At 61.8% G+C, this 15,818-nt stretch carries 13 protein-coding genes; 2 read left to right on the forward strand and 11 right to left on the reverse strand.

Going from position 1 to position 15,818, the window contains the following annotated elements; translation table 11 throughout:
• Positions 1-319: 319 nt before the first annotated feature.
• The 5 genes from CQ015_RS04015 to tpx all read right to left on the reverse strand — a co-directional run bounded on the left by CQ015_RS04015 (position 320) and on the right by tpx (position 4,694).
• A complete protein-coding gene (locus tag CQ015_RS04015; protein WP_105649429.1) occupies positions 320-1,156 on the reverse strand; it encodes a class II fructose-bisphosphate aldolase in 837 nt (278 codons plus the stop codon).
• Between the two features lie 12 nt (positions 1,157-1,168).
• Entirely contained in the window at positions 1,169-2,101 is a 933-nt protein-coding gene (locus CQ015_RS04020; RefSeq protein WP_105649430.1) for a 1-phosphofructokinase family hexose kinase, read from the reverse strand.
• Positions 2,098-3,036, reverse strand: a complete 939-nt coding sequence (locus tag CQ015_RS04025) for an ROK family protein (protein ID WP_105649431.1) — start codon at positions 3,034-3,036, stop codon at positions 2,098-2,100. Before CQ015_RS04025 ends, CQ015_RS04020 begins: the two co-directional genes overlap by 4 nt.
• Before the next feature lie 9 nt (positions 3,037-3,045).
• Positions 3,046-3,918, reverse strand: a complete 873-nt coding sequence (locus CQ015_RS04030) for an SIS domain-containing protein (protein WP_374955680.1) — start codon at positions 3,916-3,918, stop codon at positions 3,046-3,048.
• Positions 3,919-4,193: 275 nt separating this feature from the next.
• On the reverse strand, positions 4,194-4,694 hold the full coding sequence (tpx, locus tag CQ015_RS04035; protein WP_105649433.1) for a thiol peroxidase: 501 nt from the start codon (positions 4,692-4,694) through the stop codon (positions 4,194-4,196).
• A 132-nt stretch (positions 4,695-4,826) separates the two neighbouring features.
• On the opposite strand from tpx, the gene CQ015_RS04040 reads away from it, so the two are divergent.
• Positions 4,827-5,459, forward strand: coding sequence for a bifunctional 2-polyprenyl-6-hydroxyphenol methylase/3-demethylubiquinol 3-O-methyltransferase UbiG (locus CQ015_RS04040; protein ID WP_105553781.1), 633 nt, complete (start codon positions 4,827-4,829; stop codon positions 5,457-5,459).
• Here the strand turns inward: CQ015_RS04040 and hutI are convergent.
• The 5 genes from hutI to tdh form a co-directional block, all read right to left on the reverse strand.
• Complete coding sequence (hutI, locus tag CQ015_RS04045) at positions 5,443-6,642, reverse strand: imidazolonepropionase (protein WP_105649434.1); 1,200 nt, start codon at positions 6,640-6,642, stop codon at positions 5,443-5,445. The two genes, CQ015_RS04040 and hutI, sit on opposite strands and share 17 nt — an antisense overlap.
• Positions 6,643-6,838: 196 nt before the next feature.
• Entirely contained in the window at positions 6,839-8,254 is a 1,416-nt protein-coding gene (locus CQ015_RS04050; RefSeq protein ID WP_105649435.1) for an FAD-binding oxidoreductase, read from the reverse strand.
• Between the two features lie 90 nt (positions 8,255-8,344).
• On the reverse strand, positions 8,345-11,308 hold the full coding sequence (locus tag CQ015_RS04055) for an AAA family ATPase (RefSeq protein WP_181150345.1): 2,964 nt from the start codon (positions 11,306-11,308) through the stop codon (positions 8,345-8,347).
• Positions 11,309-11,442: 134 nt separating this feature from the next.
• Positions 11,443-12,642 carry a glycine C-acetyltransferase gene (locus CQ015_RS04060; protein ID WP_105649437.1) on the reverse strand — a complete coding sequence of 400 codons (1,200 nt, stop codon included), beginning with the start codon at positions 12,640-12,642 and terminating at the stop codon, positions 11,443-11,445.
• Positions 12,643-12,652: 10 nt separating this feature from the next.
• Complete coding sequence (gene tdh, locus CQ015_RS04065; protein WP_105553786.1) at positions 12,653-13,699, reverse strand: L-threonine 3-dehydrogenase; 1,047 nt, start codon at positions 13,697-13,699, stop codon at positions 12,653-12,655.
• A gap of 136 nt (positions 13,700-13,835) precedes the next feature.
• Here tdh and CQ015_RS04070 point away from each other — a divergent pair, with 136 nt between their 5' ends.
• Positions 13,836-14,741, forward strand: a complete 906-nt coding sequence (locus tag CQ015_RS04070) for a LysR family transcriptional regulator (protein WP_105649438.1) — start codon at positions 13,836-13,838, stop codon at positions 14,739-14,741.
• A 196-nt stretch (positions 14,742-14,937) separates the two neighbouring features.
• Here the strand turns inward: CQ015_RS04070 and CQ015_RS04075 are convergent, their stop codons facing one another.
• Positions 14,938-15,768 (reverse strand): aldo/keto reductase, encoded by an 831-nt coding sequence (locus CQ015_RS04075; RefSeq protein ID WP_105553788.1) that lies wholly within the window; start codon positions 15,766-15,768, stop codon positions 14,938-14,940.
• Positions 15,769-15,818 lie beyond the last annotated feature (50 nt).

Here is a 15,818-nt window from a genome sequence, read left to right on the forward strand (position 1 = left end):
TGAATTTTTCTACGTTCGGGACGTAAGGTGACGGATAGGCATCACCGCATGCCTTGGACGTACTCATTCGCGCGGCAGTGCAACGATTCATGCCGGCTCGGTTCCGTTCCAGCCCTGTCGGGTAGAGATCCGCGAAGAGAATTACGGATTCTGGGCAGGGTGGGATTTTGCGTGCCCTAGAAGCAATCAACGAAGAATACACGCGCAGGCCCAACCGCAAGAGCCAAAAATTGGCCTTGAAGTCCGACGCGGTTGGGCAGGAGCGGAGAACTGTCCCTTCGGCGGATTGCCACCGATCCGCGACAACGGCTCATGGCTTTTAGGCAGAGGCAAAGAGCTTGAGCAGTCGCGCTGCCTCGATTGCCATCTGGGTTCGCCCGGCAGCCATGTATTTGCGCGAATCCACCGCTTCGGGATGCTCCGCGAGCCATTGCCGTACCGCCCGAGTAAAGTACCCGTTCAGATGCGTAGAGACATTGATCTTGCGCATCCCGGCCCGGATTCCGTCAACCAGTGTTTCGTCGGGCACTCCCGAGGACCCATGGAGCACCAGCGGAATGCCCAGACTTTCCTTAAGCCGCCCAATGAGCTCCAGATCCAGTGTCGCACCGCGGTGCAACATCGCGTGCGACGAACCGACAGCAACGGCCAATGCATCTATGCCGGTCAGCGAGGAGAAATGGGCTGCCTCGCCTGGGTCGGTCCGGACTCCGGGAGCATGAGCCCCGTCTTTTCCGCCGATCTCCCCGAGCTCGGCTTCAACATAGGTTCCGGTGAGTTTCGCGGCCGCAACTACACGGCGGGTGGCTGCGACATTATCTTCAAAGCCCAGCTTCGCCCCGTCGAACATCACGGATCCGAAGCCAAGCTCTAGCGCTTGATAGACCAACTGTTCGTCTTCTGCATGGTCCAGGTGCAGGGCCACTGGCACGCTGGCCAGTTCGGCCAGCGCCTTGCTGGCCGCGGCAATGGGCGCTAGTCCCCCGTGGTATTTCACGCAGTTCTCGCTAATCTGCAAGATCAACGCGGTATTCGCCAGTTCGGCCCCTTGAATGAGGGCTTGCGCCGTTTCTAGATGAATGACATTAAAGGCGCCTTGTCCAAAGGCCCCTGCCTGTGCGAGGTCCATTATTTCTCGGGTGGGCACCAATGGCATGGGCGTTTCTCCTTAGATTTCGGCGTTTGCCGGCAGAATTTGATACTCGACTTCGTCGAAGAGCTCTTGATGAGCAGGCGCAAGGGCACCTGCGGTGGGCATGAGCACCGTGGACGCAGACCAGGCAACGGCGAGCCGCAAGGTAAATTCAGGTTCTTGCTCACGCAAGTAGCCGGTCATGATTGCTGCCACGGCCGAGTCTCCGGCGCCAGTCGGGTTTCCGCTGAGGGACCTTGGCAACACCGCATGGCCTATGGCCGGGGTAGCCGAGGAGAAACGGAAGATGCCGCGCGCACCGGCGCTCAGGAATACCTCCGTAGCTCCGAGGTCGATCAGCTTGCGTGCGCCCAAGGCCAGGTCCTGGCAGCCTGTTGCCTCGCGTAATTCGTATTCGTTGGGCTTGAGCACCGCATGATGCCGGGCAGCTTGCAGGAGCCATGGGCCGGTGGCATCGACGAGCACCGGGCATCCACGCGCGGTTGCGAGGTTGATGAACTCTCCGATTAGTCCCGGTTCGGTTCCCGGAGGCCACGAACCGGAAATGTTGACCGCGTTGGCAGCACCGAGTGCTTCCGCATAGGCGGCAAGAATGTTTTTCCATTGCCGGTAGTCCAGCGCCTGTCCGGCCTGATTGAATAACGTCGTGGTATTCGCCTGCGGATCGTGAAAGGCCATAGAACGCCGGGTGGACGCGGTCACCGGGATGCTTCTGAAGGGCAGGCCGCTGCCCAGCAGATTCTCGGTAAATTCAATCCCGCTGTTACCGCCGGTGGGGCTGAGCGCAAGCACCGGGTGATGCTGAGAGTGCAGGACCCGGGCCACGTTGATTCCCTTGCCACCGGCTTGGGAGGTCGGTAACGGAACTCGATGGCTCGAATCAAGCGTGAGATTTTCCACCGTGTAGCTCTCATCGATGGCAGGGTTCGGGGTGAAGCTGAGAATCATGGAGTTTTCCCCTGATTTTTCTCGGATGCTTCTTGAGCCAAGATCAATGAACCGCGCAGTCCGGCGTTGGCCCCGAGCTGTGCTGGAACCAAGCGAGGTTTACGATGAAATGAAAGCCTGGCATACAACGCAACTTGTAACTCCTCGAAGAACCGGTCTCCGGCTTGCGCTAGTCCGCCACCGATCACAATGCCTTCGGGCGCAATTGATGCGCATTGTTGGGCGAGCGTGAAGCTCAGCGCCTCAATGGCGTCGGCAATGACTTGTGCCGCTGCGCTGTCTCCCGCCTTGCGGGCCTCGAAGACCTCCTTGGCCCCGCCGCGGCGGCCGGTGCGCTGCTCGTATCTGCTGGCGATGGCGCCCGCAGAACCCAGAGTTTCCAAACATCCGGTGTTGCCACATTTGCAATCGAGCCCTCCGGGAACTTGCGCATGGCCCAGTTCGCCCGCATATCCACCGGAACTGACTATCCGCCCGTCAACAAGCAGCGCGGAACTGATTCCGGTTCCGATGATCATCACGACCGTGCTGCGTTTCAGGTCCGGATCGGCAGCGCCACTTCCAAACTCCAGTTCGGCCCGGGCCGCCAGCGTGACGTCATGCCCGAAGCCGACGGGCAGGCCCAAGGCTTGCTCTGCCATTTGGCGCAGTGGCGCCCGACGCCAGCCAAGGTTGGCGGAAAAGATCCCGATGCCGTGCTCGGCATCAACTAGTCCGCATACCACCAGCCCTGCGGCTAGCGGCGTCTGCCCGGAAAGCTTGCGAAGCCTCGCCGCAAGTTCAACCAACTGCCTCATCAGCGTGGCGGCTGCCAGCTCGGCAACAGCCACGATGGTCGGCTCGCGCAGAACGTGCAGGAAATGGCCATGCTCATCGGCAAGGGCTGCCTTGATGTCTGTTCCACCGACATCAAAAAGTAGGAAATGCTCACTCATGTGGCTAGCTCAGTCTTCCAAGATCACCGAACGAGTGAGGTTACGTGGACTATCCGGGTCCATACCGCGAGCTCGCGCACGGTCTAAAGTGACGCGGTGAACGTAGGCCAGTTCCGCCAGCGGGTGCCGATCATTATTGACGTAGATGGCCCCCGTGCGCTGAACCTGCGCGCCCAGACCTTCCGGTTCTTCACCGAACATCCAGGTCACCCGGTTTGGTGCGGCAATGGCAATTGGCCCGTGGCGGTAGTCCATCGCCGGGTACGCCTCGGTCCACCCTTGGACCGCTTCGCGCATTTTGAGGGCAGCTTCATGGGCCAGCCCCACGCTGAAACCGCGGCCAAGGAAGGTGAATTGTTCGGCTTCGATGAGTTGCTGGGGCGTCTGCGCGTTGACCAGTTCCCCGGCCTGCACAATTGCCTCGTCCAAATCGATGCCCACGCTGGAGAGCAGATAAGCCAAGGCGGTGGTCGCGAAGCGAGTTTGAACCACCGAACGCTCGTCTGCATAGGAAAGTTCGACTACCGCGTCGAGCTTTTCCATGATCGGCGAGTTGACATCGCCAATAATTCCGACCGTGCGCAGGGAACCTCGGAGGTCATCAAGGACCTGAAGCACCTCGGAGGTCGTGCCTGAACGGGTTATGGCAACCAGTACGTCATAGTCGCGGGTGGTGATTCGGGCTTCCGAGGCGGCGAAGGCGTCGGTGATCCCCTGGCCTGCCGCTTCGCGCGCCGCGGCATATGCCTCGGCCATGAACCATGAAGTGCCGCAGCCAATGACCGCGACTTTAAGACCCGGTGCAGGCAGCAGGTTCTCAGTTTTTTGCTGCGCCACTGCTCGCCGCCACATCTCTGGCTGTGAAACCAGCTCCTGCTCCATATGTGCACCCAGCACGACTTGTTCGCTCACGGCAGCTCTCCCCTTCCGGGATCAAATTCTCAATATCTAGTCGAACAGAATCTACATTTTGATGTTTTGTGATCTTTTCAAGATACTAACAATCACAAACGATCTTTAAACGAGTATAGGGTTAGAACCCGCTCTTGAGAATGCCTCGGGGAAAAATAAATGCGCCGCCCCCTATTTAAGGGAGCGGCGCATCGCCACGACTTTTGCACCGTCACCTTTTCAGGTCCGAAGGCGCAGAACGGAGATTAGCTATTCAGAGCAGCGATAGCGGCATCGTAATCTGGCTCGGTGGTGATCTCTGGAACGATCTGGCTGTAAACAACCTTGCCGGTTTCATCCAAAACGACCACAGCGCGGGCCAGCAGGCCTGCCAGCGGGCCGTCGATCTGGGTTAGGCCGAAGTCAGCACCGAAGTTCGAGCGGAAGACGGAAGCTGCCACAACGTTCGCGATGCCTTCGGCGCCACAGAAGCGGCCCAAGGCGAATGGCAGGTCGGCGGAGGCGCACACCACGGTGGTGTTTTCCAGGCCGGCAGCCAGCTCGTTGAACTTACGGACGCTGGCAGCGCATACGCCGGTATCAACCGATGGGAAGATGTTCAGCACCACGCGACGGCCGGCCAGTGATTCACTGGTGACCTCTGCGAGGTTGGTATCGGTCAAGGTGAAGGAAGGTGCCTGCGCGCCAACGGCAGGCAGCTCGCCAATAGTCTGGACAGGGGTATCTTTGAATGCAGTAATAGCCATACTTCATTGTCTATCACGAATGGCCAGATCCCAGCCATATTTCGGCCAGAGCGCAACGAAGCAAAGCCATATTTCACCCTTCGCCCCGATTTTTCGCAGCACAAGCGTACCTTCCCATGACAGACTCAGTGCATGGATACGGCCACCGACCTCAACGCATATGCAGCAAAAATGCGTGCGTTAACCGAAGAAGGTACTGATCTTGAGGTCGACGTTCGCTTCGTGGATATGCTTTGTTCGCGTGCCGCAACGATCTTGGACATCGGTTGCGGCATTGGAAACGCCGTCCACGGGTTAAGGTTCCGCGGCCACAACGCCTACGGGATCGATCCCACCGAAGCAGTGCTGCAGGTCGCCGCGGAACTCCACGACCCGGCATGGTTCCGCCCCATCAGTGCCACCGAGATTTCCGTTGATAATTTAGTCCGTGCCGAGCTTCCCGTTGCCTACGATGCAATACTGCTGTCGGGAAATGTTCCTGCGTTCCTGAGCCCGGCCGAGTTCAGCACCTGCTTTGCACTGCTTGGCGAACTGCTTAGACCCCAAGGTGCACTCATTCTCGGAACTACCAGCGCGTTGCGCGGCGGCCCAAAAGATCAAGATGAAGCTTCGAAGACGACCGAGCTGCTGCTCACTCACCGTTACGCGGATTGGCATCTGAACCCTTTTTCGGATGATTCCCCCTGGTCCGTAAGCGTCTTCGCCCGCACCGAAACACGCGAGTTCCCGCAAACTCCGGACGGAAAGTTCATCCTCGGCCGCTGACCAGTTCCCCGGCCCGATACACGCTGTGGGTCAGAGGCATTCCCGGACGATAGGCAAGGTGAGCCGCCGTGGGAGCTTGAAGTACGTGCAGGTCCGCGCGCTTCCCGACCTCGATCGAGCCGACTTTATCTGCCACTCCGAGCGCCATCGCGCCGCCCATGGTGGCTGCCTCAATCGCTTCGGCGAGGCTGAGATTCATTTGCAGCACCGCCGTCGCCACACAGAAATTCATGTTGCTGGTGTAGCTGGTGCCGGGATTGCAGTTGCTGGCCAAGGCGATCACCACTCCGGCGTCCAGCAGTTCACGCCCCGGAGCCAGCGGCTGGCGGGTGGACAAGTCGCAGGCCGGAAGGCAGGTGGCGACCACTCCGCGGTCGCCCGTGCGCTGCCGGGCATTCCACGCGGACCAGGTTCCGGCGAGCGCATCGATGTCGCCGAGCTCCAGATAGTTCACGTGGTCCACCGAGAGGCTGCCGAATTCGACCGCCAGTCGAGTGCCGGCGCCCGGGCCTAACTGGTTTCCGTGGATCTTGGTGGCCAATCCCCGATCCTTTGCCGCTTGCAGCACCTTGCGCGATTGCGCTTCGCTGAAGGCTCCGCGCTCGCAGAACACGTCCACGAAATCTACGGTTCCGGCCACGGCGTCAAGCATCGGTCCGGCCACCTCCGCGGTGTACTCGTCCGCGTCCCGTCCGGCAGGGACGAGGTGTGCGCCGAGAAAGGTCACCTGATCGACCAGCTCCCGGGCCAACCGTGCGTGGCGGACCTCTTCATCGAGGGTCAGCCCGTAGCCGGTTTTGGTTTCCATCCAGGTGGTGCCCATGGCCAAGGCTTCCGCCCGGCGTGCGGATACCAGCTCACGCAGCGCTTGGTCATCGGTGGCCCGGGTAGCCGTGGTAGTCACGGCTATTCCGCCCGCCGCATAGTCTTCCCCGGCCATCCGGGCCACGAATTCATCCGCGCGATCTCCGGCGAAGATCAGGTGGCTGTGCGAATCCACCCAACCGGGCAGGACCGCGCGTCCGTCCAGATCCGTGACCTTCTCTGCCGACGGTGCCTGCTGCGCTGCACCCACCCAATCGATGATTCCATCGCGGATCAGCACCGCCGCGTTGCTGAGCACGGTGCCCTCGCGGTCTACGGTGCACAGCTGGGAGATGTTGGTCAGTAAGTGGGTGTTCATCTACCTTGATTCCTTGGGTTCACTGCGTGTGAGGGCACCCCTGCCTCTGAGGTGTGCCCTGAGGGCCTCCTCAGAGACTATTCAATAGAACCTGGCCAGTGAAGTTCCGCGGCCAAATTGAATCCGGTATTTCGGACAAAGTGAGCCGCCCCAGCAATGCGCTGAGGTGGCTCACTATCCAGTGTGGCGTAGCCGTCTAGCGGTATTGGCGCTCCCTGCGGCCCTGCGCCGGAACGATGTTCTGGTTCACCCGGAACAAGTTCCCCGGGTCATAGACGGCCTTAATGTGGCTCAGCCGCTCATAGTTTTCCCGGTAAGCGCTCTTCACCCGATCCTCGCCCTCGTCCATCAGGAAGTTGACGTATGCGCCTCCCGCGGTGGTCGGATGCAGGGCCTCGGAATAGGCTTGCGTCCAATCGGTGATCAGCTTGGCCTTGGCCGGATCTGGATCCACCCCGACGATGACTCCGGCCCAGCCGCCCTGGCGGTAGGCGAAGGCCGTGTCCTCGATCGGAACACGTGCTGCCGCCCCGTCGATGGGATACAGGTGCATGGTGGAGTGGCCCGTGGGAAGCTGCGCACCGAAGTAGTTGTGGACCTCGATCGCGGTGTCGGTCAGCTCGGTGACGAAGTCCGCCCTCCAGTACCACTGCATCCCCGCCGGGTAGAGCGCATCGAAGGCCTGCTGCAGGATGTTGAACGGCATCTCGTGCGGCCCCACCAAGAGCGGGTTGCCGAATTCCTTCACCGGGGCCATCACCTGCTCGGCCAGCTCATGGGCTCCGGTGTAGCACCAGAGGATCCCGCAGGCCTGCCGGCCCCACAGCTCCTCCGGGAACGGCGCGGCACCCGGGATGGTCAGCAACCCGATCCAGCCCGAAAGTTCCTCCGGCAGCGAAGGCTGTATTTCCCGGTACCAGCGCATGACCTCGGTGGTGTCGGAGATGTCGTAGAGCACCGGCCCGCCGATAATGATCCCGTTCTCGCCGATGTCGTGGGTGCGGAAGGTGAAGGAGGTGACGACCCCGAAGTTTCCGCCTCCCCCGCGCAAGGCCCAGTACAAGTCCGGGTGGCGGTTCTCATCGGCGGTGACCAGGGTGCCGTCGGCGAGCACCACATCGGCGGAGAGCAGGTTATCCACCGTCAGTCCGAAGCGCCGGGTCAGGTAGCCGATGCCGCCGCCCAAGGCCAAGCCTCCCACGCCGGTGGAGGCAATGAAGCCGCTCGGGGTTGCCTGGCCGAAGGCCACCGTTGCATGGTCCACATCGGCCCACGTGGCGCCGCCGTCGACCCGCACGGTGTGCGCCGCAGGGTCCACGGTGGTGCTACGCAGCGCCCCCAAGTCGATGACCAGCGCGTCGTCGGCGATGCCCAGGCCTCCGGCGTTGTGCCCGGCGCCGCGTACCGCGAGGAGAAGCTCGTGCTCGCGCGCGAAGTTCACGCAGGTGATCACGTCCGCGGAGTCCGCCACGCGGGCAATGGCTGCCGGATATTTGTCGATCATCGCGTTGTATACGGCGCGGACCTTGTCATAGTCGGGGTCCTCGGGCAAGGTCAGCGGCCCGCGCAGCGCTGCCGCGAGGTCCGCAAGAATTTCTGTCTTGCTACCCATGACCAACTCCTTCGTTCGGTTCTCTTGCTGGGTTTTACCCACCCTAGGAGCCCGCGCGTTCGTCTGGCGTTCGCAGCGTTCGCAGCCGTGCTACCCCAACCGTTCGCGTAGCCGCAGCAGGGCCGGGCTCCAGCAGCTCTCCCCAAGTTCTTCGGCCTGCCGCAGTGCTGCATCCAATTCGGTGCGGGCCAGATCCAACTGGCCGTGGTCGGCGAGCGCATCCGACAGCAGCATGCGCCAGTAGGGCATCCTCGCCAGCGCACCTTGTGCCTCGAGGGCACTGATGCCTTCGTGGATCCGGGTGATTCCTGCGCTGCCGCCGGCATACCACCCGGCGAAGATCTCGGCCCACTGCCCGTAGTAGGCGATCTCGTAGCGGCGGCATATTTTAAGTAGTTCAGCGATCCGCAGGCTCAGTTCCGCCCGGTCCCCGGCAAGCTGATGCAGCAGGCACACATACCCCAGAGCCACCGCCCTGGTATAGGGATGCCCGGAGGCGGCCGCCCTGGTCAGCGCTTCTGAGCCTAAGCGCAGGGCCTGGTCCGTGTGGCCGGCAAGCCAATGCGCGTGCGAGGCCCACGCTCGCGCATGGATTTCAAGCCGTGTGCCCAGGATGAACGAATAGCCGTTCTGTCCGCTCTCGTAGCAGGCGGCAAAATGCTCGATGGCTTCCTGATGCCGGCCCAGAGCCAACGCACCACCCGCCACCGCGAAATGCGATTGGCCAGTCAGGTCGGCATCTCCTTGCGACAGTTCCAGGGCGCGCACCCCAATGCTGTGGCACAACGGGTTCTTGCCTTCGACGTAGCGCCCGGCGAACAGCCCGATCAGGCTTGCGGCGAGAGCCTTCGGGTGGCCCAATTCTTGGGCCAACTGCGCCGTGCGTTCGAGATTGTCCAGTAGTTCGGGTGCCGAGTAGCCGCGCAACGCGGTCAGCGGTGAGGACATGGCCGTCCGGGTGGAAAGCTCCCGTTCGTCGCGTTCGCGCCCGGCAGGCTGGGCGGAGATCAGTTCCAAAGCGGTACGGAAGTTGACCAGTGCGGTTGAATTTGCATAGATCCTTGAAGCCGCCGCTCCGGCGCTGAGCGCAAAATCCAGGGCCCGACCGGGGTTTGAACCCAGCGCGTATTGTTCGGCGAGCACCGCGGCTACCGGGTCGAGATTTGCGGAGTGCAGTAATTCCAGGGATTGGGCCAGCCTGCGGTGAAGCAGCCAACGGTTGGCCGGAGTAACCTTCTCGTAGGCTGCCCGGCGCACCAGATGATGCACGAAGTCATAACCATTTCCTGCCGGTAGCAGAATTCCCAATCGCCACAGTTCATCCACCGCACCGACCAGGTCATGATTCTCCAGATCTGCTGCCTCGCTGAGCAGGTCAAGGGTGATTTCGCGGCCGTACGCGGAGGCAAGCTCCGCCAAGTGCTTGGCCGCGGGTGAGAGCTGTTCGAATCGATGATCAAGCACCGCATGGAATCCAGTGCCCTGCAGATCCCCGGATGATGAGGCAGCTCGGGCCGCTTCGAGAATGAACAGCGGGTATCCGCCCGTCGCGGCGTGCAAGAGCTTACCTTGGGAGCCGGTCAGCGCCTGGCCGCGAACTCGTGCAGCAAGTTCGGCGCTCTGCTCGACCCCCAGCGGTTCGAGGCTCAGTTCGCCCAGCGCGCCGGCGTTTCGCAGCGTGGTTAGCATTCCCGCCACGGCGGGGCTGCAAGCGGCGTCTGGGGTGCGCATGGTGGCCACGAGCAGGAGTTGGCTGGCATGAGGTCCGGAAAACAGGAAAGATATCCAGGCCGCGGTGTCGGCATCACACCAGTGCAGGTCATCGAGGATCAAAAGTATCGGACGGCCCGCGGTACCCATCGCGCGGGCCAGCCCTTCGAAAAACCTGTAGCGTTGCCAGGCATCGACCATAGCCCGGTTTCCCGCGTGGGCTTCGGCGCGTTGCGGCTCGCCCAGCAGCCCGGGCAGCAACCTGCCCACCTCGCGCTTGAGCTCCACTGGCAATCCAGCCAGCAGCGGGGCGAAGGCTCGATCACGCAACCAACCGGCCACCGGCGCAAGCGGGATGAGCCCACCGGAGTCCACGCAGCGTGCTCGGGCAATCAAGGCGCCGGTAGCGCGGGCATGGATTTCGAGCTGTCGGGCCAGGTGGGTCTTGCCTACTCCCGGCCCGCCTTGGAGCACTACCATTGATCGTTTTCCGCGCACCGTCTCGGCCCAGAGCTGTTTCAGGGTGTTCGTCTCGGTTTCACGCCCAGTGCTTTCCGGTCCGCCATCGGCCGATTCGCTTCGTGGACTTGACGTGCGTTGGGCACCGGGTTGCATCCGAGGCAGCATTTTTTGAATCAGCGACTGGGTATCGCGGCCCGGAGCGACGCCCAGTTCGTTGTCCAGAACCTCAGCGCACTTATGGAAGGTGTACATGGCCGCCGTATCTTCGCCCAGCGACATCTGCACGCGCATCAGGTCCCGATACCCGGCCTCCTCCAAGGGTTGGACATCCAAGCGTCTCTGCGCCATGGCTAGGGCTCGATGGCCCTGGCCCCTGTTCAGCCATCCATCGGTGGCCTGGGCGCACAACTGCGCGCACTGCCCCGCGAGCCGTTCACGCGAATGCAACACCCAGTCGGCGTAGCTACCGGGCATCAGCTCACCCAGGTATTCGGCTACCGCTAGTTCGGCATGATCCAAGAATCGCTGATCATCTCCGCGCGCGGTGGCATCCTCTGCTTGGGCCCGCTGTTCGGCGAAAATTTGGGCGTCTACGCGAATCCCGGCACTGCCCAACCAGGAAATGGCCCCATCGGCAGTGCCCAGGCAGTCGACCGCGCCGAGCCCGATGCGCAGGTTATGAAGTTCGCGGCGCAGATTCGTTTGTGCTTGGGAGTCGCTGGATTCCGGCCAGAAGGTTCCCGCTAAAAGCAGCCGTGGTATTTGGACTCCGGGATGCAACACCAGATAGGCCAACAATTCAAGTGCCCGCGATCGGCCCGAGAGAACATCAGCGCCCCACGCGGTGAGCCGCTGTTCCCCAAACAAATTCAGATATAGCACTATTGGCCTTCCCCGAGTTGGCCCCACATATCATTGTGGCACCACCTAACTGGTGCCACAATGCCCAGACGACGCGGAACGCAAAACCGCCCGCGCTTCCGGGAACGGAAGCACGGGCGGTTTGGTGTTGCTGCTTAGCGGCTGGCGACGAAAGCCTGCACACAGGCCTCGATGTCCTCGGCCGAATGCGCGGCGGAGAGCTGCACACGGATGCGCGCGGCCCCCTTCGGCACGACAGGGAAACTGAACGCGGTGACGAAGACGCCATGCTCCAGCATTTTGCCGGCGACTTCAGCGGCCTTGACCGCGTCCCCGAACATGACCGGGATGATCGCGTGCTCGCCGTCGAGGAGGTCGAAGCCCTCCTCGGTCATCCGGCGGCGGAAGTGCGCCGCGTTTTCGAAGAGCTTTTCGCGCAAATCTCCGGATCCTGCCACCAGGTCAAGGGCGGTCAGCGTGGCTGCCACGATGGACGGGGCCAGCGAGTTGGAGAACAGGTATGGGCGTGCCTTCTGGCGGAGCATCGCCACGATCTCCCCGCGGCCGGCAACGTAGCCGCCCGAGGCACCGCCCAACGCCTTGCCGAAGGTTCCGGTGTAGATATCAACCCGGTCCGAGACGCCGGCGTGCTCCGGGGTTCCGGCACCGTTGGAGCCCATGAAGCCTACCGCGTGGGAATCATCGACCATTACCAGTGCGCTGTACTTGTCCGCCAGGTCGCAGATCGCTTCCAGCGGGGCCAAGAATCCGTCCATGGAGAACACGCCATCGGTGACGACGATGGTGCGCCGGGCACCGGCGCCGTCGTTCATGGCGGCGGCCGCCTGCAGCTGGGTTTCCAGGTCTTCCATGTCCTGGTTCTTGTAGCGGAAGCGTGCCGCCTTCGACAGGCGAATTCCGTCGATGATCGATGCGTGGTTCAGCGCGTCGGAGATGATCGCGTCTTCGGCGCCGAACAGGGATTCGAAGACACCGCCGTTGGCATCGAAGCAGCTGGAGAACAGGATGGTGTCTTCGGTTCCGAGGAATGCCGAGAGCTTGGCTTCAAGTTCCAGGTGCAGGTCCTGGGTTCCGCAGATGAAGCGGACCGAGGCCATGCCGAAGCCGCGATCATCCATGGCGTTCTTGGCCGCGTCGATGATGCGCTGGTCGTCGGCCAGACCTAGGTAATTATTCGCGCAGAAGTTCAATACCCGGCGGGATTCGCTGCCCAGCGAGCCGGCCATGATCGATGCGGACTGCGCCGAGTCGATGTGGCGTTCGGCCTTGAAGAGGCCCGAATCCTTAAGCTGCTCCAGTTCCGCGGACAGCTGGTCTTTCATATCTGTATACATGTCATATCTCCTAGAAAACTGTCCAGTCCAAAACAACTTTGCCGCCGTGTCCCCCACGAGCGGCGGTGAAGCCTGCTTGCCATTCGGTAGCCGGCAGGAAGTCGGTGACCACCGAGGCGACGCGTTCACGCAAAATATCAGAGGTGGTGAGCATGGCGCTCATGGCGTACCAGGTCTCGAACATTTCGCGCCCGTAGATGCCCTTCAGGGTGAGCATGTGGGTGACGACCTTGCCCCAGTTGATATCGATCGATTCACTGGGCAGGCCGAGCATGCTGATCTTGCCGCCGTGGTTCATGTTTTCGATCATTTCGGGCAACGCGGTCTTGTGGCCAGACATTTCCATGCCGAAGTCGAAGCCCTCGCGCATTCCCAATTCCTTCTGGGCTTCGGCGATTCGCTGTTGGGCCACGTTGATCGCCAGGTCCACGCCCATGGTGCGGGCCAGCTCCAGGCGCTGCTCGGACACGTCGGTGATGGCGATATTGCGGGCGCCGGCATGGCGGGCCACCGCGGCGGCCATCAGGCCTATGGGGCCGGCTCCGGTGATGAGCACGTCTTCGCCGACCATGGGGAACTGCAGCGCGGTGTGCACGGCGTTGCCGAATGGGTCGAAGATAGCGCCGAGCAGCGGGGTGATGCGCTCGTCGCGGTGAACATATACGTTGCTTTCGGGGATCGCTACGTATTCGGCGAACGCGCCATCGCGCTGCACGCCGACGGAGTTGACATTGATGCACATATGGGGGCGTCCGGCCCGGCAGTTGCGGCACAGGCCGCAGACCACGTGGCCTTCGCCGGAAACCCGGTCACCGATCTTAACGCCTTGCACGAACGAGCCGACCTCGACGACCTCGCCGTAGAATTCGTGGCCGGGGACCAGCGGGGTGTTGATCATGGCCTTCGCTGCATCGTCAAAGGCTTCGATGTGCAGATCGGTGCCGCAGATTCCGGCGGTCATCACACGGATTTTGACATCGTGGACGCCGACCTCCGGCTCTGGCCGGTCGACGAGTTCCAGTCCGGCATGTGGTCCGGACTTGTACAGTGCTTTCATGCTGGTTCCTTTGGGATCGGGCATCGGGGTGCGTGCACGACAGACTTGGGGTTGTTTCAAGTGTCGCACCCAACAGCATGGGAAGAAACCTTAGACGAACTTCGATTTCCTGATCTAACGATTTAGTATTTACTTCATGGAATTACATCAGTTGCGGATTCTTCGCGAGCTAGCGGATTTAGGCAGCGTCAACGCGGTCGCGAAGGCCCTGTACGTCTCACCGTCGGCTGTGTCCCAACACCTCGCGCAGTTGCAGCGCGGCTTCCCAGCTGCGCTGACTCAGAAGGACGGACGCCGGCTGGTGCTAACGGCCGAGGGAAAGTTGCTGGCTTCGGCCGCCGCCTCGGTTGCCTCGACCTTGGCCGAGGTCGAGGCGAAGATCCGCACACAGGACCAAGACCTAGAGGTGCCAATACATATCGCGGGGTTCCACTCCATCGGGCAGACGATCTTCGCTCCGCTGCTGACCTACCCGGAAGGGGAGCTACCCCCGCTGCGCTTCTCCGATGAGGATGTCTCGCAACAGGACTTCCCGGCACTGACCTCCGGCTACGATTTGGTGCTGGCCCACCGCATGCCGCATACCGCGCCTTGGCCGGAAGAACGCATTGCCGTGATCCCGCTGGCCTTTGAACCCTTGGATATCGCAATTCACCGCGATCACCCGTTGGCAGCGTACTCCGAGCTTTCCCCGGAACAAGTGATCGACGAGCGGTGGGTGGTCTCGCGTTCTGGCTTTTCGCCGGCCGACGTCCTGGAGACCATCGCCGCCCTCGCCGGCCGGGCACCGATGGTGGAGCACCGAGTCAATGACTACGCCACCGCCGGGGCATTGATTGAAGCCAGCAAATGCCTAGGAATCTTGCCGCGGTACACGGCGCGCAACACCCTGGATGAAACGGTGATTTTACGACCAATCAAAGGCTTGAACTCAGGTCGACAAATCGACCTTCTACTGCGGGCGGAGCATTTGCACCGCGGCACGGTAAACGATGTCATCAACGCCATCCGCAGTACGGTGCAGCGGCTGGTAATCAGCTGAGGCAGCAATACGCAATCACCCCCTAGGCACGAAACCGCAAGGCAAAACCCTCTTTTGCATGTCGGTCACTGTCCCGCGAGCATGCCCGATGGCTTTCTACGCACCGCCGCCGCCTTTTATGGTGGCCGCGGAATGGCTCCGGGTACGGAAAACGCCCGCCCCTCGAAAGGGACGGGCGTTTATAAGCAGTTCATTATCAGCCGTTGAAGGCGTCCGGATCTGGACCGGTGCGGCCATCCCGGTCCAGCGCCTCAATCGCGGACATCTGGTCAGCGGAGAGCTCAAAGCCGAACAGGTCTAGGTTGGCGGCGATCCGCGCGGGGGTGACCGACTTCGGGATAATGATCCTTCCTTCCTGCAGGTGCCAGCGCAGGATCACCTGCGCGGCGGTGACATTGTGCATTGCGGCAATCGCCAGAATCGATTCCTCGCTCAGCAGCGCTCCCTGCGCCAGTGGGCTCCAGGCTTCCGTGGCGATGCCGTGCTCGGCGTTCGCGGCGATCACTTCGCGATTCTGCAGTGCCGGGTGCAGCTCGACTTGATTGACCGCCGGAACGATGTCCGCCGCCTCGACCAGCTTTTCCAGATGCCCCGGCTGGAAGTTCGATACGCCAATGGCACGGACTTTCCCCTCGGAATAGAGCTTTTCGAGCGCTTTCCACGAGTCGACGTAGAGATCTTTCGCGGGCGCCGGCCAGTGGATCAGGAATAGATCCAAGTAGTCCAGGCCCAGGCGTTCAAGGCTCGCCCCAAAGGCTTCGAGGGTCTGCTCGTAGCCCATATCGGCGATCCAGAGCTTGGAGGTGATGAACAGTTGATCACGGGCTATGCCGGACTCGGCCAGGGCCTTTCCCACGCCTTCTTCGTTGCCGTAGATCGCGGCGGTGTCAATGCTGCGGTAGCCAGCGTCCAGCGCGGCGGCGACGGCTGCCGTGGTCTGCTCATTTGGCACTTGGAAGACTCCGAAGCCCAGCTGCGGCATTTCGATGCCGTTGTTGAGCGTGAGGTTTGGGATTGAATTGGTCATGGGACTCCCTTTGAGAATTTTTTCTGGTCATTCAGTGGTTAGTTGAGCGG

The organism is Arthrobacter sp. MYb221 (assembly GCF_002979835.1).
Lineage (GTDB): Bacteria > Actinomycetota > Actinomycetes > Actinomycetales > Micrococcaceae > Glutamicibacter.